This is a genomic window from Pseudoxanthomonas koreensis, from assembly GCF_041890415.1.
Taxonomy (GTDB): Bacteria; Pseudomonadota; Gammaproteobacteria; order Xanthomonadales; family Xanthomonadaceae; genus Pseudoxanthomonas; species Pseudoxanthomonas koreensis_A.
In genome coordinates, this window is record NZ_CP169056.1 from 1,971,719 (window position 1) to 1,992,172 (window position 20,454).

Genomic DNA, 20,454 nt, shown 5'->3' on the forward strand with positions numbered 1-20,454 from the left:
CGGCGGCGATGCTAGCATCGGGCGCATGCCACCACTGACCCGCCTGCAGATCATCGACGCGCCGTTGCCTTACGTGGCGCAGCTGGAGGCGCGGTCACCGGCGCAGGTGGACCTGGCCGTGATCCACTGCACCGAGCTGCCCGACCTGGCCAGCGCGCGTGCCTGGGGGGAGCGGGTGCTCTATCCAAGTGGCACCGGCAACAGCGGCCACTACTACATCGACCGCGACGGCACGGTGTTGCGCTACGTGCCCGACGAGCGCATCGCCCACCACGTGCGCGGCCACAATGCACGCGCGATCGGCATCGAGCTGGTCAACACCGGCCGTTATCCGCACTGGCTGGACTCGCGCCAGCAGGCGATGGACGAGGCGTATCCGCATCGGCAGATCGATGCCCTGGTGGCGCTGCTGCACGACCTGTCGGCGCGCTTTCCGGCACTGCGCCACATCGCCGGGCACGAGGACCTGGACCGCGACAGCGTGGCGGCCAGCGACGACCCGACGGTGCAGGTCCGGCGCAAGCTCGACCCGGGCCCGCGCTTTCCCTGGCCCAGGGTACTGGCCGACGTCGCCCTGCAACGCCTGGGCTGAGCACGCTGGCGGCCGCGGACGCGGGGCCACTCCGGCGCCACCGGTATAATCGGCTGTCCACTCCTGCCCGATGGTCAGCCCGTGTCCCCCGCCCTCGGTCCCGTCGTCTCCGAACTGATCGACCTGCTCGCCCTGGAGCGGCTTGAGCAGGACCTGTTCCGCGGCCAGAGCCGCGACATCGGCACCCGCTACGTGTTCGGCGGGCAGGTGCTGGGCCAGGCGCTGGCCGCCGCCCAGGCGACCCTGGACAACGGCCGCCGCGCGCACTCGCTGCATGCGTACTTCCTGCGCGCCGGCGACATCGACCACCCCATCGTCTACCACGTCGATCGCACCCGGGACGGCGGCAGCTTCTCGGTGCGGCGGGTCACGGCGGTCCAGCACGGCAAGGTGATCTTCTTCTGCGCGGCCTCGTTCCAGGAACAGGAGCCGGGCAACGAGCACCAGCCGCCGATGCCGCAGGTGCCGATGCCGGAGGACATCATCGCGCCCGCACCGGCGCAGCCGGAGGTGATGGCCAGCCTGCCGACCAAGGTGCAACGCTGGCTGCAGCGCGGCGGCCCGTTCGAGTTCCGCCACGTGCAACCGCGCGACGAACTCGATCCGGTGCGGCAGCCGCCGTTCCAGCAGGTCTGGTTCCGCCTGCGCGAGCCGGTGGGCGATATCCCCTTCGCACTGCACCAGGCGCTGCTGGCCTACGCCTCGGATTTCCATCTGCTGGGCACGGCCAACCTGCCGCACGGGATCGGTTACTACTCGCCCCGCGTGCAGATGGCCTCGCTGGACCACGCGCTCTGGTTCCACCGCCCGTTCCGCGCCGACGAATGGCTGCTGTACGCGCTCGACAGCCCCAGCAGCCAGGGCTCGCGCGGGCTGGCGCGCGGCCAGGTGTTCGATCGCCAGGGCCGGCTGGTTGCCAGCACCGCGCAGGAAGGCCTGATCCGGGTGGCCCCGGACAGCGACGGCGCCGACGCCGCCAGCGGAGCCTGACCATGCGCCAGATCTTTTCCAGCCAGCGCCTTGAAACCGTGGAAGGCGTGGCCCGGCTGCTGGAGGATGCAGGCATCGCCGTGCACATCAGCCAGCCGCGCTCCTACCACAGCGGCCGCAGCGGCCAGTTCAGCTATTCCGAGCCGGTGCAGGCAAAGCACCAGCCGGCCGTGTGGATCCGCCTGCCCGAAGACCAGCCGCGTGCGCGCGAAATCCTGCGCCAGGCCGGGCTGATGGCCACCACCCGCTCGTACGCCGACCTGCCGGACACGGCCACCGACCTTCCCCAGTCGCGTTTTGCCGGCAACGGCCGGCGCTGGGCGTGGCGCATCCGGCTGGGGTTGCTTGCCGTCATCGCCGCGGTGGCGGTGTTCATCTGGATGGGGACGGGCGACACCCCGGCACCCGCCGAGGCGCCAGCCGTGCAGCGGCCGCAAGCACCCGCGACCACGCCCGCAAACGCCGATGGCGACGAGGATGTGCGCGTACGCATCTCCCCGCCGCCACCGGCAAGCGACGACCGGCGCTGACAGGCGCCTTCCGCTTTACTGCGCCGGCGCATCCTTGAGCCGTGCGGGGCCGCGGCGACCATGGTCCTTGCTGCCACGGTGGCGACTGCGTGCCTCCGCGTGCCTGGCATGCGCGGCGTCGTACTCGGCCTTGCTCAGGCTGCCATCACCATTGCTGTCGGCCGATGCGAACCACGCATCCCGGCGCTGGCTGGCGGCGGCCTGGTGGTCGGCGCGGTCGATGAAGCCATCGGCGTTGACGTCCATGCGCTCGAAGCGCGCGGCAAACTTCGCATCGGTGGCGGCCTCGGCCTTGCTGATGCGGCCATCCTTGTCCGCGTCCAGTTGCATGAACGGATGGCCGCCCGGCCCGCGGCGGCCGTGGTTGCGGTGGCCGCGCCAATGACGACGCATCTCGTCACGCTCCAGGCGGCCGTCCTTGTTTGCGTCCAGTGCATCGAAGCGTTCGGCCAGGCCCGGGTGCGCAGCGGCCTCGCTGCGGTCGATCACGCCGTCGCCGTTGACGTCCAGTGCGTTGCGCAGCTTCGGCGCATCGGCCTTGGCCGGCTCGGCCTGGGCCAGGGCGGCACCGGCGGTGCAGGCCAGCAGTGCGACGGCAAGCAGGGAAGGGATCTTGTTCACGGTGTTCTCCGGAAGGTCGTGGACTCGATGACCACATGAGGGAAAACGCCGCCCGCGCGCATGCGTTGACCGGCGGCCGTTGCCGTTCAGCCGGCAGCCGGTCGCGGCGCCTGCGAACAGCCGCGCTATGCTTGGCCTATCCGTCCACGGCACCACCATGGGCAACGACTCCTTCCCGACCGACGACCTGCGCCTGTTCCATACCGGCGGCCATGCCTGTGGCTACTGGCCGGACCGCGCCGCGCGCGACCTGGTGCTGGACCCGCGCGACCCGCGCCTGGGCACGGTCTATCCGCAGACGCTGGACTGGGGCTTTCGCCGCTCGGGTGACCTGATCTACCGCCCGCACTGCAGCAACTGCCGCGCCTGCGTGGCGGTGCGCATCCCGGTTGCCGCATTCGTGCCCGACCGCAGCCAGCGCCGCTGCATGGCGCGCAACGCCGGGGTGGAGACGCGCATCGCCACCGCGCAACGCACGCCCGAGCACTTCGACCTGTACCAGCGCTACCTGGAAGCGCGCCACCATGGCGGCGGCATGGATGGCCACGGCCCGGCCGAGTTCGACCAGTTCCTGCTCGGCAGCTGGCCGGACACGCGCTTCGTGGAGTTGCGCGAGGCGCCGGCCGGCGACGCACCCGGCCGCCTGCTGGCCGTGGCGGTCACCGACCGCGTGCCCGGCGCGCTGTCCGCGGTCTATACCTTCTTCGACCCGGACCAGGCCACGCGCGGGCTGGGCACGCTGGCGATCCTGCAGCAGATCCAATGGGCACGGCGCGACGGCCTGTCGCACCTGTACCTGGGCTACTGGATCGCCGGCCACGACAAGATGGATTACAAGCGCCGCTTCCATCCGCTGGAAGCCTTCGATGGCCGCGGCTGGCGGCCGATGCAGGGCCGGCCCGGCGCGGTGCCACCGCGTGCGGACGCAACCGGCCCCTGAGCGGAGCGTGGGGGGCAAGCGCAGGGGGGCCAGGACTCGCCGCTGGCAGATTCCTGTTGACACCTGATATCAAATTGATATCTTTTAAACGTCAACTGGAGAGCGATGCCATGAAAGAGCGTCAACTGGGTTCCGTTTCCGGCCTGTCGGTCCTGGCGATAGCGGTGTTGCTGGCGGTTTGCGCCGTCTGGCTGTTCGTATCCGGCGTCCAGGACCTCAACCGCGGCAACGACAGTGGCGGCTGGCTGATGGGCGCCGGCCTGCTGGTCGGCTGCGTGGTCATGGCCCTGCTGGCCGGCCTGTACACCATCCAGCCCAACCAGGCCGCGGTGCTGAGCCTGTTCGGCAAGTACGTGGGCACGGTCAAGGAAGCCGGCCTGCGCTGGAACAACCCCTTCTATTCCAAGCGCAAGGTCAGCCTGCGCGTGCGCAACTTCGAAAGCGGCAGGCTCAAGGTCAACGAGCTCGACGGCAGCCCGATCGAGATCGCGTCGGTGATCGTGTGGGAGGTGGTGGATGCCTCCGAGGCGGTGTTCAACGTCGATGACTACGAGAGCTTCGTCCACATCCAGTCCGAGTCGGCGCTGCGGGCGATGGCCTCCAGCTATCCCTATGACCAGCACGAGGAAGGCCAGATCGCCCTGCGCAGCCATCCGCAGGAGATCTCCGAACACCTGCAGCGGCAGATTGCCGAGCGCCTGGACCGGGCCGGCGTACAGGTCATCGAGGCGCGCATCAGCCACCTGGCCTATGCGCCGGAAATCGCCCACGCCATGCTCCAGCGGCAGCAGGCCAATGCGGTGATCGCCGCGCGCACGCGGATCGTGGCCGGTGCGGTGGGCATGGTCGAGATGGCCCTGGCCGAACTGCAGAAGAACGAGGTGGTGCACCTGGACGAGGAGCGCCGCGCGCAGATGGTCAGCAACCTGCTGGTGGTGCTGTGCGCCGACCGCGGCACCCAGCCGGTGGTCAACGCGGGCTCGCTGTACTGAGGCCTGCAGATGGAAGCGCTGGTGCCACTGCTGGTCGCGTTGTCGGGATTGCCGGCCCTTGGTGTCGCGGCCTGGTATGCGCGCGACGCAGCCGACGCGCACGTGCGCGGCATCGCCCTGCGCTGGGCGCTGATCGCGCTGGCGTTGCTGCTGGGCGCCTGCGGCCTGTACTGGGCCGCAGGCCACCAGCTCCGCACCGGCGCGGTGGTGCTGGCACTGGTGCTGGCGGTCAATGTCCTTGGCGTCTCGCTGGTGATGCACCTGCGGCGCAGGGACCGGGGGCGTCAGGGATGACGGAAAAAAAAGCCTATCCGCTGCGGATCAACGCCGAGGTCCTGGCCGCGGTGCAGCGCTGGGCCGACGACGAACTGCGCAGCGCCAACGCCCAGATCGAATACGTGCTGCGCGACGCACTGCGCAAGGCGGGCCGGCTGCCCAAACCGGACACGGGAACGGAGGAGGACGCATGAGTACGCGCTGGCAGTACCAGGTAGTGGAAATCAAGCCGGGCATGATGGGTGGCCACAAGCAGGAGGTGGTGCAGGAAGCGCTGGTCCGCCCCGGCCAGCAGGGCTGGGAGCTGGTGCAGGTCGTGTCCAACGGGCCGATCGTGCCGCTGCTGGCCGTGTTCAAGCGCCCGGCCTGAGGACGCCGCGATGACCGGTCCGCGTGCCACGTTGCCTGCCGCATCCGCACCGGTGCCTGCCGCATCCGGGGCCACCGCGCGACAGGACCTGAAAATCGCCGTCATGTGGGGCGTACTGGCCGCGCTATCGGTTGCCGCGCTGGTGCCCTACCTGATGCAGACGATGCCGCAGTACTTCGCGCAGTTGCCGCTGCCGCTGGGGGCGCTGGTCGCCGTGCAGTCGGCGCAGGCCCTGGTGCTGATGGGCCTGCTGGCCTGGCTGGGCCTGCGCATGGGCCATCGCGTCGGCCTGGGCAGCCCGGTGCTGCATGCCTGGCTGGTGCGGCGCGCGCAGCCGCACTGGGCGCAGTTGCGGCCGCGCCAGGCCGTGCTGCTGGGCCTGGCGGCCGGCGCGGTGATCCTGGCGCTGGCGGCGCTGGGCGACGGCTTCCTGCCCGAGCCGGTCAATCCTCCGGCCCAGACAGCCGCCGCCGTGTCCGCGTGGAACGGCCTGCTGGCTTCGTTCTACGGCGGCATCGTCGAGGAACTGCAACTGCGCCTGTTCCTGATGACCCTGCTGCTCTGGCTTGTGGCACGACTGCGCGGAAGCGCTCCGCCGCCTGCCGCCTTCTGGGCCGCGATCATCACCGCAGCGTTGCTCTTTGGCGCTGCCCACTTGCCGGCGGCAGCGCATATATGGGGCCTGGATGCGACCGTGGTCGCGCGCACCCTGCTGCTCAACGGGATCGGCGGATTGGTGTTCGGCTGGCTGTACTGGAAGCGTGGGATCGAGATGGCAATGCTGGCCCACTTCGCCACCGACGTGGTGCTGCATGTGGTCGCGCCGCTGCTTTCCCCGCTGCTTGCCACGGGGTCCGCGCCATGACCGCCACCGACGATCCGCGCCTGCGGCTGGCACGGCCGGGACCCGGCACGCACCGGTGGCTGTTCGTGCTGGCCGTGCCCCTGCCGCTGGCGATCGCCACGGCCAGCATTGTCATGGCCGTCCTGCGCGGCAGCCATCTGGCCCTGGCCGGTGACAGCCGCGCGCTGACCATTGCCATGGTCCTGGGCGGCACCCTGGTGGCGGGCACGCTGCTGTGGTGCGTGTGCCGCTGGGCCCTGGGACGCCTGTCGCTGCGCGTGGACGGCGGCATCCTCGACGTGCGCGCAGCGTTCTACCGCTACCGGATCCCGCTGGCCGACCTGGACCTGCAGCGCGCGCGCGTGGTGGACCTGGACGAACGGCCGCAATTGCGCCCCGGCCTGCTGTCCAACAACACCATGACCCTGCCCGGCTTCCGCGCCGGATGGTTCCGCCTGGACAACCGCCGCTTCACCTTCGTGGCCATCGTCGATGGCCGGCGCAAGCTGTGGCTGCCAAGCACAGGCCGGCGCGACCTGCTGATCGAACCACGCGACCCGGCCGCCGCACTGGAACGCCTGCGCGAGTTGGCACCACCACCGCGTCGCGCCTAAGCTGCACGCATGCACCTGCCTCCCGTGCCGCTGAAGACGCGGCTGATCAATACTTCCGAGATCGAACTGTGGCCACCGGTGCTGCTGCACGCCCGCGGCCACACCGACGCGCGCGCACTGGCCCGCGCACGACGGGTCTTGCGGCGCAAGCGCGACGGACGCTACCTGGCCGCCGTGCTGGACAGCGGCCTGCTGGCCCTGGTGCCGCGCCTGGCCCGCGAGCCCGGCATGGACGAGGCGCTGGATGCGCTGGAACTGCTGGAATCACCGGCTGCACGGCGTGCACCGCCCCCCGCGCCGGCACCGCTGCCGCTGGACCGGCTGCACGCGCGCCTGGATGCGCTGGACATCGACGCGCACGCCTATGCGACGCGCACCGGACTATCCGAGATACCCGAGCCGGACTGGCTGGCCTTCGCCGGGTTCGACCGCTGGCGGCGGCCGCTGTGGCTGTCCCTGCCCGCTGCAAGAGCCTGGATGGCGATGCGGCGCGCAGCCGGTGCCGACGGCGTGACGCTGCAGGCGATCTCCGGCTATCGCAGCCACGATTACCAGTCGGGAATCCTCGAGCGCAAGCTCGCCCGGGGCCAGGCACTGCCCGAAATCCTGCGGGTCAACGCCGCTCCCGGTTACAGCGAGCACCATGGCGGACATGCGCTGGACATCGGCACGCCGGGCGAGCCGCCGGCCGAGGAATCGTTCGAGCACACCGCCGCCTTTGCCTGGCTGCGCGCCAATGCCGGGGCGTTCGGGTTCGCCATGAGCTATCCGCGCGACAATCCGCACGGCATCGTCTACGAGCCCTGGCACTGGCGCCTGACGCGCTGAGAAGGCGGCTGCGCGCCCGGATCAATCCTGCGAGCGGTTGACCGGGGCCTTCGCTTCCCCGGCGAAGTCGGCGATCTTCCACAGGTACAAGCTGGCATAGGTGCGGTACGGGCCCCACGTTTCGCCGCGCGCGGCCAGTTGCCTGGGCGTGGGCATCGCCTCGAGCCGGTCGACCCGCTGCGCGCCCTTGCGGATGCCCAGGTCGTCCACCGGCAGCACATCCGGGCGGCCCAGGCGGAACATCAGCATCATCTCCACCGTCCAGCGGCCGATCCCGCGCACCGGCACCAGGGCCGCCACGATCTGGTCCTGGTCCATGACCGACATCCGCCGCAGGTCCGGGATCTGCCCGTCGGCCTCGCGCGCGGCCAGGTCGCGCAGGGCCAGGGCCTTGTTGCCGGACACGCCGCAGGCACGCAGCGCCACGTCGTCGATCCGGCCCAGGGTGTCGTGGTGCAGGCGGGTGCTGCCGATGGCCGCCTCCACCCGCCCGACGATGGTGCTTGCGGCCTTGCCGGACAATTGCTGGAACAGGATCGCCCGGGCCAGCGCATCGACCGGATCGAACGGCCTGCGCCAGCGCGGTTCGGGCGGCAGCGGGCCCAGGCGCCGCATCCAGGTGGCGAGCCTGCGGTCCCGGCGCAGCAGGTAGGCGTGCGCCGCCTCGACGTCGAACCCCCGGGCATGGCGCGGCATGGGATCAGCGCCGCAAGGCGTCGGCTGCCCACAGCAGCCAGCCGAGCATCATCAGGCTGCCGCCGGCCGGAGCCAGGCGGGTGGGCCAGCCCAGCAACGCACCACCGGCGACACTGCCGCAGAACAGCACGGTGCCCAGCAGCAGCACCGCCAGCGCGATCACGCCCAGACGGCGCACCGCTGCGCGCGCGAGGGCCGCCAGCGCCACGCCGTGTCCGAATGCATAGAGACTGGCGGTCTGCACGCCGGCACGCGCCGGCCCAGGGTCCAGGCCGTGGGCGGCCCAGGCCGACAGGCCGATGGACAAGGCAGCCAGTACCGCGCCGGCCGTACCGGCCCAGGATGGTCCGGTCATGTGTTGATCGCGCTGCATGCCCCCTCCAGTGCCGTCGCCCGCGGTGCCCGTCCATCCTAACCCGGGCATGCGCCGGCTCCCTCGGGATGGCCACGACACACCCGCACGTCCACGTCTTCGGCGTGTCTGTGCCTCCTCACTTGTAGGAGCCGGTCTTGCCGGCGACCCGGTACAGGCCGGGTTATTGCTGGACGCCGCACGGCACCGTGTCATGTGACACACGCACGCGCGTCACGCACTCCGCGGTCGCCGGCAAGGCCGGCTCCTACACGAGCAAGTGCAGCGCACTCGCCGGTGATGGGCGCGCGCGGTTCGCGGGAGCCGTTGCCTTCGCAAACGAAGCCGCAGTGCGCACTCGCTACCGCGGCCATCCATGGCCGCTGCCCCGACACACCCGCACGTCCACGTCTTCGGCATGTCGATGTCGCCTCCCCGTTGTAGGAGCCGGCCTTGCCGGCGACCGCGGCGTGGTGTGGTGTGTCGCGATGCCGCAGCCTGCATCGCGGTCGCCGGCAAGGCCGGCTCCTACAAAAAAAGAAGCCGCGCCATCGACATACCGATGGACGTCGTCCGGCCGGGGGGGATGGGGCAAGTGGCACATGGATGTGCCACGGCCCCGAGTGCGCACATGGATGTGCGCCCGAGGGGTGCACCATCCCCGGTCGGGCGGCGGCCCCGTCCGAAGCCAGCAATCAAATCAGCCCCCGCCACGCAGGACACCAAAACAAAAGGCGCCGCTTGCGCGGCGCCTTTCGGGTAACCCGTGGAACCGGCAGGCCGGTTACTTGATTGCCCAGTACACGTCGTACTCGCCTTCGACGGTGAACGCCTTGTCCACGCCTCCTTCCCAGACCTCGTAAGGACGGTCGGTGACCTCGTAGCCGTTGGTCAGCGCCCAGGCACGGATCGAACTGCGCACGTTGTCCAGCCCGGCCATGAAGCCCGTGTAGGAGCCGAAGGCGGCACGATGGGCCGTGGTGCGCTCGTACTTCACCGGGGCGCCGGAGGGGATGGTGACCTTCAGCGGCTCGCCCTGGGCGGCCACCGGCGCGGCGAACGCGGCGGCCTGCTCGGCAGCGGCCTCGTCATCGCCATCGGCCCTGGCGGCCTGCGCCGGACCCGAACCCTTGCGACGCACCGGCTGGGCCACGTCGAAGGCGTACTTCTCGGCGCCGAAGTCGGTGGTGATGATGCGCACCGGGCCAGCCGGCTCCAGGTTGCTGGCTTCGAGCGTGCGCTTGATCCACTCCTGGTTGTTCTTGATCGACTGCTTGATCGCATCGTTGTTGCGATCGATGTTGCCCGCGTTGACCACCAGCAGGTCCTCGGCCGGCACGTCCACCAGCTTCAGGTCGCGCAGGGTGATGCCTTCGCCGCGATAGTCGAAGTTGGGCACCGTGGCCAGCATGTTGGTCAAGCGCGTCAGGCCCAGCTTGACGTCATCGCCGACGTGGCGGCTGACATACAGGCCGGCATAGCGTCCCAGCAGGTTCCAGCCGTACTCCACGTCATAGGTCTGGGTGATCTTGACGTTGCGGCCGTTCTTGCCGGCCGGCTCCAGAAGGAACTGGATGGTCTTGTCCTTGCCGCGACGCGCATCCTCGACGTCGATCACGACCTTCTCGTCGAGAACGCTGTCGGTGATCTCCCAACTGCCATTGCCGACGTACTTGTCGTTGGAGGTGTAGTCCAGGCGCGCGCCAACGCCTTCGGCCGGGCCCGAATGGTTGAGCTTGATGGCCGGGTCGCGCAGCACCAGCGGGTTCCAGTCCTTGAACCTCCGCAGGTTGTTCACCGTGTCGTACACGATGGTCATCTTGCGGTTGGTCTCCACGCTTTCCGAAATATGACGATGCGACGGAAGCGCCGCGCCGACCACCAGGAACAGGACAGCCACGATCCCCAAGGCGATCAGGAACTCGATAATGCGGGTCATTCGAGAGTCTCCGGAGCCGATTCCACGGCACTTTGTCGATGCGAAACGCGAATCCTAGCAGGCTTGGCCGCCCGCGCGCAGCCGGCAAGCATGAGTCAAGGACAGGAAGGCGTGATTCTTACATCCCAGCCGGCTCCTGTCTCGGGGGACAGCAGGGGCGGCTCAGACCAGTTGCAGCTCGAAGGCCTTGAGCACGGCCCGGGTGCGGTCGCGCACCCCCAGCTTGCTCAGGATGTTGGACACATGGTTCTTGATCGTGCCCTCGGCCACGCCCAGCGAGTTGGCGATCTCCTTGTTGGAGAAGCCCGAGGCCATCAGCCGCAGGATCTCGGTCTCGCGGTCGGTCAGCGGGTCGGGGCGATCCAGGCTGACGAAGTCGTTGCGCATGTGCTCAAGCCCCGACAGCAGGCGCTGGGTCACCGCCGGCTGCACCAGCGAGCCGCCGCCGGCCACGGTACGGATGGCGCCCACCAGCTGTTCCAGCGAGACATCCTTGAGCAGGTAGCCCCTGGCCCCGGCCTTGAGCCCGGCCAGCACCAGCTGGTCGTCATCGAAGGTGGTGAGGATGATGGTTGGCGGCAGCAGGCCGTCGCGCGAGAGCATCTGCAGCGCCTCCAGGCCGGACATGGCCGGCATGCGCATGTCCATCAGCACCACGTCGGGCTTGACCTGCGGGATCAGTTCCACCGCCTGGCGGCCGTCGCCGGCTTCGGCCACCACCTCGATGCCATCGTCCAGCGCCAGCAGGGAGCGGATGCCCTGGCGTACCAGGGTCTGGTCGTCGACCAGGCAGACTCGGATCATGGCAGCGTTCCTTCAATGGCCGGTCGCGCCGGGAGGGACAGGGGAACCGACAGGTTCAGGGCAAACCCGGCACCACTCCGGGTCTGGATATCGAGGGTACCGCCGCAGTGCTGCAGGCGCTCGCGCATGCCGCGCAGGCCGTTGCCAGGCACCGGATCGTCCGCGCCCTGGCCGTCGTCGCGGGCCTCCAGCCGGATCGCTCCGCCCTCCCGCCAGACCCGGATCCACAACCGCCGGGCGCCGGCATGGCGCACCGCGTTGGTGATGATCTCCTGGGTGCAGCGCAGGACCACATGGGCCCGCTCCGGATCGTCCACGCCCAGCGGGGACTGGACCTGCAGGTCGATCTCCAGCCCCGGCACGCGCTCGGCCAGCGGGCGCAGGGCCGCCGCCAGGTCGATGCCGCCATGGGCGTCGCGCAACTGGCTCACCGCCTCGCGCACGTCGGTCAGCAGCAGCCGGGCCAGCGCATGGGCCTGGCGCACGTGCTCCTGCGGCCGGCCCTGGGTCATGTGCCCGGCCACCTCCAGATTCAGGCTCAGCGCGGTCAGGTGGTGCCCGAGCAGGTCGTGCAGCTCGCGCGAAATGCGGGTGCGCTCGTTGACCCGGGCGCTGTCGGCCAGCAGGGCGCGGGTCGCGCGCAGCTCGGCGTTGAGCCGGCGCTGCTCGTCGCGGGCCTGGGCCTGCTGGCGCGCCACCAGGCTGGTCACGTAGATGAACATGGAAAAGCCGCCGTACAGCAGCGCCTGCATCAGGGCCTCGAACAGCGGCATCCGGAACACGCTGTAATAGATCGGCAGCACCGCCAACTGGCTCACCAGCAACAACAGCACGCCCGAACCGGCCGGGAGCAGCCACGGGATCGCCCCGGCGGCCACCATCAGCAGGATGCTGCCCAGCCCGGACCCGTTGAAATAGCTCACCGCCAGGGCCAGCACGGTCAGCACCACCAGCAGCAGGCGATCGTGCCAGCGCGGGCGCAGCCGGCCCGGGCCGCGGGTCAGCCACCAGTAGCAGCCACCGAAGCCCAGGTAGCATGCGAACAGCCATACCGCGCGTGCGCCCTCGGCGGAACTCTCCAGCTCCTCGCTGCCGTAGGCCGGCACGTACTGCGAATAGACCAGCGGCACGCCCACCATGGCCCAGGTGAACAGGCCGGCGTAGCGCAGCAGGCGGGTATGGCTGATGGAACCGAACATGGCCGCATCTTACGGTGGCCGCCGCGCGGCCGGCTGCCCCGGAAGTCATGCCCGCCGCGCCGTGGCATGCGATAATCCGCGCGGTCGCGACAGCGGCCGTCCATCCCCCGGAACCGTCATTCACCCCAATGTCCATCGTCATCCGCGACGTGCGCGAACACGAGCTGGACTCGGTCCTGGCGCTCAACAACAACGCCGGCTCGGCGATCCTGCCGCTGGACGCAGCCAAGCTGCGCGACTTCTACGACAACGCCGAGTACTTCCGCGTGGCCGAGCGCGACGGCAACCTGGCCGGCTTCCTGGTCGGTTTCGGCAGCGACAGCGGCCACGACAGCTGCAACTTTGCGTGGTTCAAGCAGCGCTACCCGCATTTCTTCTATATCGACCGCATCGTGGTGGCCAGCCGCCGCCGCGGTGGCGGCGTGGGCCGGGCCTTCTATGCCGACGTGCAGAGCTACGCCGAGCTGCGCTACCCGCACCTGTGCAGCGAGGTGTTCCTGGACCACGGCGCCGACCCGGCGCTGCTGTTCCATGGCAGCTTCGGCTTCCACGAGGTCGGCCAGCACGTGATGCCCGACGTGGAGGTGCGCGCCAGCATGATGATGAAGGAGCTGTGCAGCTATCCGTGGATCCGCCAGACCTATGGCGACAACCTGCCCGACCTGCCCTGGGTCGGCCGCCCGCGCCGCACCGCGCCGCGCGACGACCGCGCCACGGGGACCTGACGTGGCCGTAGCCAACGATTACGAGCAGGCGGGCGAACTGAAGATCGGCCAGGTCGGCATCGCCAACCTGCGGGTGCGTACCCTGGACGTGGAGCAACTGGTCCGCGAGATGCACGAGCGGGTGGAGCGCGCGCCCAAGCTGTTCGGCCGCGCGGCGGTGATCGTGGACTTCAGCGCCCTGGCGCGCACGCCGGACCAGGCCAGCGCCCGCGCCCTGATCGACGGCCTGCGCAAGGCTGGCGTCCTGCCGGTGGCGCTGGCCTATGGCACCAGCGACAACGAGGCCCTGGCCCAGGCGCTCGGCCTGCCGGTGCTGGCCAAGTTCCGCGCCCAGTACGAACGGGCCGAGCCGGCCCCGGCGGCCGCCCCGCCGCCGCGCGAGCCGGCCCCGGCCGCAGCACCGCGCAAGGCCGCCGCCCCGCCCAAGGCCGAGGCCGCGCGTGCGCCGGGCCGGGTGCAGAAGGCCGCGGTCCGTTCCGGCCAGCAGCTCTATGCCGAGGACTGCGACCTGACCGTGCTGTCGGCCGTGGGCGCCGGCGCCGAGGTGATTGCCGACGGCTCGATCCATGTCTACGGCAGCCTGCGCGGCCGGGCCCTGGCCGGTGCCCGCGGCAATGTCCAGGCACGCATCTTCTGCCGTGAATTCCACGCCGAACTGGTGGCCATTGCCGGCCACTACAAGGTGCTGGACGATATCCCCGACCAGTTGCGCGGCAAGGCCGTGCAGGTCTGGCTGGAAAACGACCAGCTGCGGCTGGCCGCCCTCGAATGACCCCCGCGCGCCGGCTCCGCCCTGGCGCCCTTCCCGCATACAGCGTCAAGGAGACATCCATTGGCTGAAATCATCGTAGTCACCTCCGGCAAGGGCGGCGTGGGCAAGACCACCTCCAGCGCCAGCATTGCCATCGGCCTGGCGCGGCGCGGCCACCGCACGGCGGTGATCGACTTCGACGTGGGCCTGCGCAACCTCGACCTGATCATGGGCTGCGAGCGCCGCGTGGTGTACGACTTCGTCAACGTGGTCAATGGCGAGGCCACGCTCAAGCAGGCGCTGATCAAGGACAAGCGCTTCGACAACCTGTACGTGCTGGCCGCATCGCAGACCCGCGACAAGGACGCGCTGACCACCGAGGGCGTGGAGAAGGTCCTGAAGGACCTGGCCGCCGACGGCTTCGAGTACATCGTGGCCGACTCCCCTGCCGGCATCGAGAAGGGCGCCTTCCTGGCCATGTACTTCGCCGACAAGGCGGTGGTGGTGGTCAACCCGGAAGTGTCCTCGGTGCGCGACTCGGACCGCATCATCGGCCTGCTGGATTCCAAGACCCGCCGCGCCGAGAACGGCGAGCCGCTGCCGGCGCACCTGCTGCTCACCCGCTACAGCCCCGCACGCGTGGCCACCGGCGAGATGCTCAGCATCACCGACGTGGAAGAAGTGCTGGGGTTGAAGGCCGTCGGCGTGGTGCCTGAATCCACCGACGTGCTCAACGCATCCAACAAGGGCGAGCCGGTGATCCTGGAAACCGAATCGGAGGCCGGCCAGGCCTACGACGACGCGGTCGCGCGCCTGCTGGGCGAGGAGCGGCCGATGCGTTTCACCACCCTGGAGAAGAAGGGCTTCTTCAGCAAGCTGTTTGGAGGTTGACGCATGGGCCTGTTCGATTTCCTGAAGACCAAGACCAACACCGCGCAGACCGCGAAGAACCGCCTGCAGATCATCATTGCCCAGGAGCGCAGCAGCCGCGGCGCACCGGACTACCTGCCGCTGCTGCGGCGGGAGCTTCTTGAAGTGATCAGGAAGTACGTCAACGTCGACGCCGACGCGGTCAAGGTGGACGTGATCAAGGACGGCCAACACGACATGCTCGACATCTCGGTCGCGCTGCCCGACGGCCAGGGCTGAGTCCTTCCCCGCCGCCGCATGGCCGCGGGCGCACCGACCCGGTACCCGCGGTTGCCCCGCGGGCCCGGCCGGGCAACCCGCACCGGGTGCCGGCCGCCACCGCGCCATGGCCGTGCCGCCTCCACCCGCCCTGCCCGCCTGCCCGCGATGCACGATCCGTCCCCCGACATCCTCCGCGTGCGTGACATCGACCTGGCCGATGCCACCGCCCTCCTGGCCAGCCACGGCCTGGTGCTGGCGAAGGTGGATGAGGGCGCGCCGATCCCGGGCAGCTACTGGGGCGAGCCGGAGGCCGGGATCATCGCCGGCACCGTGTACGTACGCGACGACACTCCCGTGCATTCGATGCTGCACGAGGCCTGCCACCTGATCGTGCTGCCGCCGCAGCGCCGCGCCGCGGTGCACACCGACGCCACCGACTCGGTGGCCGAGGAAGACGCCACCTGCTACCTGCAGATCGTGCTGGCCGACCGCTTGCCCGGAGTGGGCGGCGCGCGGCTGATGGCGGACATGGATGCCTGGGGCTACACCTTCCGCCTCGGTTCCACCCAAGCCTGGTTCACGCGCGATTCGGAGGACGCCCAGGCCTGGCTGCGCGCGCGCGGCCTGCTGCCGGGCGTGTAGGCACACTGCGGCCAGAGGCCAGCCAACGGCCGGGCAACGGCCGGGCAACGGCCAACGGCAATCGCCATCGACCAGAGGTGCGGCGGCGACTTGTAGGAGCCGGTCTTGCCGGCGACCGCGGCACACCCCTCACCCCTGTGCATCCCGCTGCAACCGTGGACGGGACCAGCCGTCCGTCCTGATCTGGCTGGCGGGACCCCTCACCCACGTACACCCCACGCCGCACCCAATCTCTCCGGCCCTGCCAACCGCCCCGAGCAGCGACCGCTTGCGGGCACCGCGCTGCCCCACTAGCCTGCCGGCACCATCCCCACCGGTGCGCGCCCCGTGAACTCCCGTCACCTGCTGCTGTCGTTCGTCCTCGGCGTTGGCGTGCTGAGCCTGCCCGCGTGCAAGAAGCCGGCATCCCCGGACCAGGCCACGGACGCCACCCAAGCCACCGCGCCCGGCGAGGATGCGGACGCCTTCGTCGCCCGGATCAATGCCGAGTACCGGGCGATGTACCCGGAGCTGTCCTCCGCCCAGTGGCTCTCCTCCACCTACATCAATGACGACAGCGAGCGCCTGGCGGCCAAGGCACAGGAGCGCTGGCTGACCACGCTCAACGGCTGGATCGAACAGGCGCGGGCGTTCGAAGGCCAGCCGATGAGCGCGGACAGCGCGCGCGCCCTGGTCCTGCTCAAGCAGATGACCTCGATGCCGGCCCCCCGCGATCCGGCCAGGCTGTCGGAACTGACCCGCATCGCCACGCGCATGGAGGGCACCTACGGCAAGGGCACGTATTGCACCGGCGAGGGCCAGGCGCGGCAGTGCCGCCAGCTCGGGCAGTTGGAGGACGTGCTGCGCGCCAGCCGCGACTACGACACCCAGCTGGATGCCTGGCAGGGCTGGCACTCCATCGCCGGACCGATGCGCCCGGACTACGCACGCTTCGTCGAACTGGTCAACGAGGGCGCGCGCGAGCTGGGCTATGCGGACACCGGCGCCATGTGGCGCAGCGGCTACGACATGCCGGCCGACGCCTTCGCCGCCGAAACCGACCGCCTGTGGCACCAGGTCCAGCCCCTCTACGAGCAACTGCACTGCTACGCGCGCGACAAGCTGCAGCAGGCCTACGGCGTGGAACGGGGCCAGGTTGACGGCGGCCTGCTGCCCGCGCACCTGATGGGCAACATGTGGCAGCAGGACTGGGGCAACCTGTGGGACATGCTGCAGCCGTACCGGGGCGCCGGCAGCCTGGACATCACCGGCGCGCTGGAGCGCCAGTACCAGCGCGACCTGGGCGCAGCGCTGTACCGCCGCGGCCCCGGCGCCAGCGCGAAGGCGCGCTTCGAGGCCGAGCGCGAGGCGCAGGCGCAGGTGGCCCGGCAGATGACCGGGCGCGCGGAGGACTTCTACGTCTCGCTGGGCATGCCCAAGCTGCCTGCCAGCTACTGGCAGCGGACCCAGTTCATCAAGCCGCTGGAGCGCGACGTGGTCTGCCATGCCAGCGCCTGGGACATCGACATGGCCGGCGACGTGCGCACCAAGATGTGCATCAAGCCCAACGAAGAGGACTTCACCACCATCTACCACGAGCTGGGCCACGTGTATTACTACCTGGCCTACAACGGGCAGCCACCGCTGTTCCAGAACGGCGCCAACGACGGTTTCCACGAGGCCATCGGCGACACCATCGTGCTGGCGATGACGCCGCAGTACCTGGAGTCGATCGGCCTGGTGCAGGGACAGGTGCAGAGCCAGCAGGCGCTGATCAACGCGCAGATGCGCATGGCCCTGGCCAAGGTCGCCTTCCTGCCGTTCGGGCTGATGATCGACCGCTGGCGCTGGGGCGTGTTCGACGGCTCCATCGCCCCGGACCGCTACAACCGGGCATGGTGGGAGTTGAAGGCCAGGTACCAGGGCGTGGCCCCGGCCACCCCGCGCGGCGAGGAGTTCTTCGACCCGGGTGCCAAGTACCACGTGCCGGGCAATACCCCTTACACCCGCTACTTCCTCTCGCACGTGCTCCAGTTCCAGTTCTACAAGTCGCTGTGCGAGGCGGCCGGCCACACCGGCCCGCTGTACGAATGCACCTTCTACGGCGATGCCGCCGCCGGGCAGAAGTTCCGCGAGATGCTGGCCAAGGGCGCCAGCCAGCCCTGGCAGGCCACCCTGGAGGAGTTGACCGGCAGCCCGCAGATCGATGGCGGCGCGGTGCTGGAGTATTTCGCGCCATTGCAGGAATGGCTGCAGCAGCAGAACGAAGGCCGCACCTGCGGCTGGCAGGCCGCCGCGGCCGCGCCTGCCGCAGCGGACCCGGCGCCCGGATCGGCCCCGACCCGGGCACCGGCGCCAGCACCATCGGAACCGCCGAAGGCTGCAGCGCAGGGTTAGAGCGACACCGTCTGCCAGCGCGACCCCTGCCGCGGTCAGTTGACCACGGCCGGCGCGGCCGCCGCCGTGGCCATGCCCTGCTCCAGCTGGCGCTCGTAGTCGGCCAGCGACAGGCCGATGGTCCGCGCTTCCAGCTCGGCCGCGTCGCGCAGCGCGTCCGAGTACACCAGCTTGACCGGCACCCCCTTGTCATCGTGCAGGCGCTGGGCGCGGCGGATCAGCATCAGCACCCGCGCGGCACTGTTGCTGCTGCCGGCGATGCGTCCGTCCATGCCCAGCACCCACACCCCGTCCCGGCGGACCACGCCGGCCAGCAGGGTGCCCTCGCGGTCGCGCAGTTCGGCGTGCGGCTCGATCCGCGGGGCGTCGGCGCCCTCCTGGTTGCGCTCGCGTTCGACCTTGCGCTTGCGTGCATCACGCCGGGCCTTGGACTGGATGGACATCGGTACTCCTGTGGGTTCGACGGCAATCGTGATGGGTCAGAGTTGCTCGCCGGGCTCGATCATCGGCGCCGGGCCCGGCGGCGGGAAGCGCCGCGCCACCCGCGCCTCCCAGCGCCAGTACAGCCAGCCGGCCGCCACGAACCCGGCCATGCCCAGCGCCAGGTGCAGGCCGTGGTGGCTCAACAGCGGCGACAGCAGGCCGGCCACGGCGGCATTGAGCAGCAACTGGAAGAAGGCCTGCAGCGACGAGGCCGAACCGCGCTGGCGTGGATACATGTCCAGGATCGCCAGGGTCAGCACCGGGAACACCAGGGCCACGCCGAACGCGGCCAGGCTCATCGGCAACACCGCCCACGGCAGTGCGATGTCCGGCGCCAGCGCGTTGTAGGCCACGTTGGCCAGCGCCGCCAGCCCGGAACAGACGAAGCCGGCTTCCACCTGGCGCATCGGCGGCCAGCGCCCGGCCAGGCGCCCGGACAGGTAGGCACCCAGGGTCATGCCGCCGATGGTGGGGATGAACAGCCAGGCGAAGTCGCGCTCGCCCTTGCCCAGCAGGTCCATCACGAACGCAGGTGCCGATGCGATGTACAGGAACAGCCCGGCGAAGTTCATCGCCCCCGCCACCGCCAGGCGCTGGAAGCGCGGGTTGGTGCCGATGGCCAGGTAATCGCGCAGCAAGGAGCGAGCGCGCAGCGGCAGGCGCATCTCGGGCGGGTGGGTTTCCGGCAGCCAGCGGGCCACGCTGGCCAGCAGCAGCACGCCGAACGCCACCAGGAACCAGAAGATCAGCGGCCAGCGCCCGGCGCCCAGCATCCAGCCGCCGATCACCGGCGCGATCGCCGGGGCGATGCCGAAGATCATCGACACATGGCTCATCAACCGCTGCGCGTCCTCGCCCTGCAGCACGTCGCGGATCACCGCGCGGCCCACGATCAGGCCCACGCCCGCCGACAGGCCCTGCAGCGCGCGGAATCCCAGCAGCGTGCCCAGGTCGCGCGCCAGGGCACAGCCGACCGAGGCCAGGGTGAACACCACCAGGCCGCCCAGGATCACCCGGCGCCGCCCGATCGCATCGGACAGCGGCCCGTGCACGATGCTCATCAGCGCATAGGCGACCAGGTAGACGCTGATGGTCTGCTGCATGGCCACCTTGTCGGCACCGAACTGCGCGGCCATCTGCGGGAAGGCCGGGAAGATGGTGTCGATCGAGAACGGCCCGAACATCGCCAGGCCGGCCAGCAGCACGACCAGCCGGCGCGGACTGCGCATGGTCATGGCGGCGGTACCTGCTCAGTGGGCGGCGTCGCCTCGCCGGTCAGTCCTTGCGGGGCGTGAAGGGTGGCTGCGCCGGGCGGCGCTGCGAGGGGCTGGTCGGAGACGGTAGGCATGGCACGGCCGCTGGGGGAAACCCATGTTAAGCCAAGGCCCCGCCCCCACCCACGGACACGACGCTTCGCTCACGGGCCCACGTTCATGACGCCAGCCGTTGGCGCCCCTGCCAGCGCCCGAAATTCCCCGCGGCAGGACCCGCGGCCGGCTATAATCGGCGCGCTGTACAGGTGGGAGAAGCCGGCCCCGGCCGGCTGCCGAAGGCGCAAACGCCCGTAATCGCTCAGGCCCGATACCACCGCCGCTGCCAAACACTCTGGAGAGACCGGCCACCCCCGCGGGTAGCGCCGGCGCCGAAGGGGCACGAAGTCGCAACCTCACCGGTGCGGCTTCCAAAACTCTCAGGCAAAAGGACAGAGGGGCACCCATCGCGATTGCCACGCGGTGCCTCCCGCCCCTGTCCGGAACCG

The 20,454-nt window shown here is 70.1% G+C and carries 25 protein-coding genes and 1 riboswitch; of the genes, 17 read left to right on the forward strand and 8 right to left on the reverse strand.

The window, feature by feature from the left end:
• Positions 1-25 precede the first annotated feature (25 nt).
• The 3 genes from ACEJ41_RS09060 to ACEJ41_RS09070 all read left to right on the forward strand — a co-directional run bounded on the left by ACEJ41_RS09060 (position 26) and on the right by ACEJ41_RS09070 (position 2,112).
• Positions 26-592, forward strand: a complete 567-nt coding sequence (locus ACEJ41_RS09060; protein ID WP_374011955.1) for an N-acetylmuramoyl-L-alanine amidase — start codon at positions 26-28, stop codon at positions 590-592.
• A gap of 81 nt (positions 593-673) precedes the next feature.
• On the forward strand, positions 674-1,582 hold the full coding sequence (gene tesB, locus ACEJ41_RS09065; RefSeq protein ID WP_374011956.1) for an acyl-CoA thioesterase II: 909 nt from the start codon (positions 674-676) through the stop codon (positions 1,580-1,582).
• A gap of 2 nt (positions 1,583-1,584) precedes the next feature.
• Positions 1,585-2,112 carry a hypothetical protein gene (locus ACEJ41_RS09070; protein ID WP_374011957.1) on the forward strand — a complete coding sequence of 176 codons (528 nt, stop codon included), beginning with the start codon at positions 1,585-1,587 and terminating at the stop codon, positions 2,110-2,112.
• A gap of 15 nt (positions 2,113-2,127) precedes the next feature.
• On the opposite strand, the gene ACEJ41_RS09075 is transcribed toward ACEJ41_RS09070, so the two are convergent.
• Positions 2,128-2,733: a hypothetical protein gene (locus ACEJ41_RS09075; protein ID WP_374011958.1), complete on the reverse strand. Its 606-nt coding sequence runs from the start codon at positions 2,731-2,733 to the stop codon at positions 2,128-2,130.
• A gap of 127 nt (positions 2,734-2,860) precedes the next feature.
• Between ACEJ41_RS09075 and ACEJ41_RS09080 the strand changes: the two genes are divergently transcribed.
• From ACEJ41_RS09080 to ACEJ41_RS09115, 8 genes are all read left to right on the forward strand, one after another.
• Positions 2,861-3,673, forward strand: coding sequence for an arginyltransferase (locus ACEJ41_RS09080; RefSeq protein ID WP_374011959.1), 813 nt, complete (start codon positions 2,861-2,863; stop codon positions 3,671-3,673).
• Positions 3,674-3,783: 110 nt separating this feature from the next.
• On the forward strand, positions 3,784-4,665 hold the full coding sequence (locus tag ACEJ41_RS09085; RefSeq protein ID WP_374011960.1) for an SPFH domain-containing protein: 882 nt from the start codon (positions 3,784-3,786) through the stop codon (positions 4,663-4,665).
• A gap of 9 nt (positions 4,666-4,674) precedes the next feature.
• Entirely contained in the window at positions 4,675-4,959 is a 285-nt protein-coding gene (locus ACEJ41_RS09090; RefSeq protein WP_374011961.1) for a hypothetical protein, read from the forward strand.
• Positions 4,956-5,135, forward strand: a complete 180-nt coding sequence (locus ACEJ41_RS09095) for an Arc family DNA binding domain-containing protein (RefSeq protein WP_374011962.1) — start codon at positions 4,956-4,958, stop codon at positions 5,133-5,135. Before ACEJ41_RS09090 ends, ACEJ41_RS09095 begins: the two co-directional genes overlap by 4 nt.
• Positions 5,132-5,311, forward strand: a complete 180-nt coding sequence (locus ACEJ41_RS09100) for a DUF4177 domain-containing protein (protein ID WP_374011963.1) — start codon at positions 5,132-5,134, stop codon at positions 5,309-5,311. Before ACEJ41_RS09095 ends, ACEJ41_RS09100 begins: the two co-directional genes overlap by 4 nt.
• Before the next feature lie 10 nt (positions 5,312-5,321).
• Complete coding sequence (locus ACEJ41_RS09105; protein ID WP_374011964.1) at positions 5,322-6,176, forward strand: type II CAAX prenyl endopeptidase Rce1 family protein; 855 nt, start codon at positions 5,322-5,324, stop codon at positions 6,174-6,176.
• The gene (locus ACEJ41_RS09110) at positions 6,173-6,769 is read left to right on the forward strand and encodes a hypothetical protein (RefSeq protein ID WP_374011965.1); all 597 of its coding nucleotides are present in this window, start codon (positions 6,173-6,175) and stop codon (positions 6,767-6,769) included. Before ACEJ41_RS09105 ends, ACEJ41_RS09110 begins: the two co-directional genes overlap by 4 nt.
• Before the next feature lie 9 nt (positions 6,770-6,778).
• Positions 6,779-7,597 (forward strand): M15 family metallopeptidase, encoded by an 819-nt coding sequence (locus ACEJ41_RS09115; RefSeq protein ID WP_374011966.1) that lies wholly within the window; start codon positions 6,779-6,781, stop codon positions 7,595-7,597.
• A gap of 21 nt (positions 7,598-7,618) precedes the next feature.
• Here the strand turns inward: ACEJ41_RS09115 and ACEJ41_RS09120 are convergent, their stop codons facing one another.
• The 5 genes from ACEJ41_RS09120 to ACEJ41_RS09140 all read right to left on the reverse strand — a co-directional run bounded on the left by ACEJ41_RS09120 (position 7,619) and on the right by ACEJ41_RS09140 (position 12,587).
• Positions 7,619-8,293: a DNA-3-methyladenine glycosylase gene (locus ACEJ41_RS09120; RefSeq protein WP_374011967.1), complete on the reverse strand. Its 675-nt coding sequence runs from the start codon at positions 8,291-8,293 to the stop codon at positions 7,619-7,621.
• Between the two features lie 4 nt (positions 8,294-8,297).
• The gene (locus tag ACEJ41_RS09125; protein ID WP_374011968.1) at positions 8,298-8,666 is read right to left on the reverse strand and encodes a DUF423 domain-containing protein; all 369 of its coding nucleotides are present in this window, start codon (positions 8,664-8,666) and stop codon (positions 8,298-8,300) included.
• Positions 8,667-9,429: 763 nt separating this feature from the next.
• Positions 9,430-10,584 (reverse strand): polyketide cyclase, encoded by a 1,155-nt coding sequence (locus ACEJ41_RS09130; protein WP_374011969.1) that lies wholly within the window; start codon positions 10,582-10,584, stop codon positions 9,430-9,432.
• Between the two features lie 162 nt (positions 10,585-10,746).
• Complete coding sequence (locus ACEJ41_RS09135; RefSeq protein ID WP_374011970.1) at positions 10,747-11,388, reverse strand: response regulator; 642 nt, start codon at positions 11,386-11,388, stop codon at positions 10,747-10,749.
• Complete coding sequence (locus ACEJ41_RS09140; protein ID WP_374011971.1) at positions 11,385-12,587, reverse strand: sensor histidine kinase; 1,203 nt, start codon at positions 12,585-12,587, stop codon at positions 11,385-11,387. The genes ACEJ41_RS09135 and ACEJ41_RS09140 overlap by 4 nt, the downstream gene beginning before the upstream one ends.
• Positions 12,588-12,715: 128 nt before the next feature.
• On the opposite strand from ACEJ41_RS09140, the gene ACEJ41_RS09145 reads away from it, so the two are divergent.
• The 6 genes from ACEJ41_RS09145 (at position 12,716) to ACEJ41_RS09170 (ending at position 18,212) form a co-directional block, all read left to right on the forward strand.
• Positions 12,716-13,312 (forward strand): GNAT family N-acetyltransferase, encoded by a 597-nt coding sequence (locus ACEJ41_RS09145; protein ID WP_374011972.1) that lies wholly within the window; start codon positions 12,716-12,718, stop codon positions 13,310-13,312.
• A gap of 1 nt (position 13,313) precedes the next feature.
• Positions 13,314-14,084 (forward strand): septum site-determining protein MinC, encoded by a 771-nt coding sequence (gene minC / locus ACEJ41_RS09150; protein ID WP_374011973.1) that lies wholly within the window; start codon positions 13,314-13,316, stop codon positions 14,082-14,084.
• 60 nt (positions 14,085-14,144) lie between these two features.
• A complete protein-coding gene (gene minD, locus ACEJ41_RS09155) occupies positions 14,145-14,954 on the forward strand; it encodes a septum site-determining protein MinD (RefSeq protein WP_374011974.1) in 810 nt (269 codons plus the stop codon).
• A gap of 3 nt (positions 14,955-14,957) precedes the next feature.
• On the forward strand, positions 14,958-15,212 hold the full coding sequence (gene minE / locus ACEJ41_RS09160) for a cell division topological specificity factor MinE (protein ID WP_374011975.1): 255 nt from the start codon (positions 14,958-14,960) through the stop codon (positions 15,210-15,212).
• A gap of 147 nt (positions 15,213-15,359) precedes the next feature.
• Entirely contained in the window at positions 15,360-15,836 is a 477-nt protein-coding gene (locus ACEJ41_RS09165) for a hypothetical protein (protein ID WP_374011976.1), read from the forward strand.
• Between the two features lie 327 nt (positions 15,837-16,163).
• A complete protein-coding gene (locus tag ACEJ41_RS09170; RefSeq protein WP_374011977.1) occupies positions 16,164-18,212 on the forward strand; it encodes a M2 family metallopeptidase in 2,049 nt (682 codons plus the stop codon).
• A gap of 35 nt (positions 18,213-18,247) precedes the next feature.
• Here the strand turns inward: ACEJ41_RS09170 and ACEJ41_RS09175 are convergent, their stop codons facing one another.
• On the reverse strand, positions 18,248-18,655 hold the full coding sequence (locus ACEJ41_RS09175) for a hypothetical protein (protein ID WP_374011978.1): 408 nt from the start codon (positions 18,653-18,655) through the stop codon (positions 18,248-18,250).
• Positions 18,656-18,691: 36 nt separating this feature from the next.
• Positions 18,692-19,930 (reverse strand): multidrug effflux MFS transporter, encoded by a 1,239-nt coding sequence (locus tag ACEJ41_RS09180; RefSeq protein ID WP_374011979.1) that lies wholly within the window; start codon positions 19,928-19,930, stop codon positions 18,692-18,694.
• A 360-nt stretch (positions 19,931-20,290) separates the two neighbouring features.
• Positions 20,291-20,411: riboswitch (glycine riboswitch) on the forward strand.
• Positions 20,412-20,454: the final 43 nt, after the last annotated feature.